We start from the raw sequence: 368 nt of genomic DNA on the forward strand, positions 1-368 counted from the left end.
CGTACGCCTGAACGGCGTCGCTCGACCTCTCCCCAAACTTTGTTTCGGGAGAGGTGCGCCGTGTGTCAATCTGCCGAAAAGCGGCATCAAAAAGCTGCACGACCTCCGCAGTTGGGGAGGGTCGGAATGCGAGCGTTCAGCGTGAATTGCGGGGAGGGGAGTGCGCGCCGTTTCCCATGCTCGGCCCTCACCCTCGTGTACGCCTGAACGGTGTCGCTTGACCTCTCCCCAAACTTTGTTTCGGGAGAGGTGCGCCGTGTGTCAATCTGCCGAAAAGCGGCACTTCAAGACTGCACGACCTCCGCAGTTGGGGAGGGTCGGAATGCGAGCGTTCAGCGTGAATTGCGGGGAGGGTAGTGCGCGCCATA

The sequence above is a fragment of the Rhodopirellula sp. UBA1907 genome, from assembly GCF_002337565.1.
In the GTDB taxonomy this organism is placed as follows: Bacteria; Planctomycetota; Planctomycetia; order Pirellulales; family Pirellulaceae; genus Rhodopirellula; species Rhodopirellula europaea.